This window comes from Acetobacter sp. UBA5411, from assembly GCF_002409645.1.
GTDB lineage: Bacteria > Pseudomonadota > Alphaproteobacteria > Acetobacterales > Acetobacteraceae > Acetobacter.
The window spans coordinates 1-580 of record NZ_DHNR01000002.1 but is presented as its reverse complement, the minus strand read 5'-3'; the positions used below and the strand labels follow the sequence as shown (position 1 = coordinate 580).

Sequence of the window (580 nt, the reverse complement as noted above, 5' to 3'; positions counted from 1 at the left end):
GTTCCGGTAATGGCGAGATATCCCAGAAACAGCCCGAACACGGCGGGAACGACCGCGGCATGATTACGTATTCCGGCGGAAATGACATACGCCCAGTCAGCACCTGGGGTTGCGGCAAGGAGGATCGAGATCGTCCAGAAGGCAAGAAGTGTATGCAGATTCATCGAAAATGCAGGGGCAATGGGAGCGAAGTGGGCCGCCGATTAAATTGGCGCATGTGTGAAAGCATCACCCTCAGATCAATTATTTCGTTCTGATTTCATAGAATGCACAACAGTCAGGCGTGCAGATATGCCTGAAGACGAGGGATAACAAAGTCCAGAAACACTCTCACACGCTGGGGTGTCTGTTTGCTGCCCAGATACAGCGCATGGATCTCTTCTTCGTCCTGCGCGTCCGCATGAGCCAGAATTTCAACGAGGCGGCCGGTCTTGATGTCATCGCGCACATGGTAGTCGCCAAGCCGAGCCAGTCCTGCGCCCCGTAGGGTCAGGCGTCTTACTGTTTCCCCGTTATTGGCGAGGAGGGGGCCTCGGACGATACGATCCGCGATGCGCCCTTTCTCCTGTAGCGGCCAGAC

At 55.7% G+C, this 580-nt stretch carries 1 protein-coding gene; it reads right to left on the bottom strand.

What is annotated here, in order from left to right:
• Positions 1-277: 277 nt before the first annotated feature.
• The coding region (locus tag B3759_RS00465) for a LysR substrate-binding domain-containing protein (protein ID WP_291362607.1) at positions 278-580 on the bottom strand (303 nt) is incomplete at its 5' end.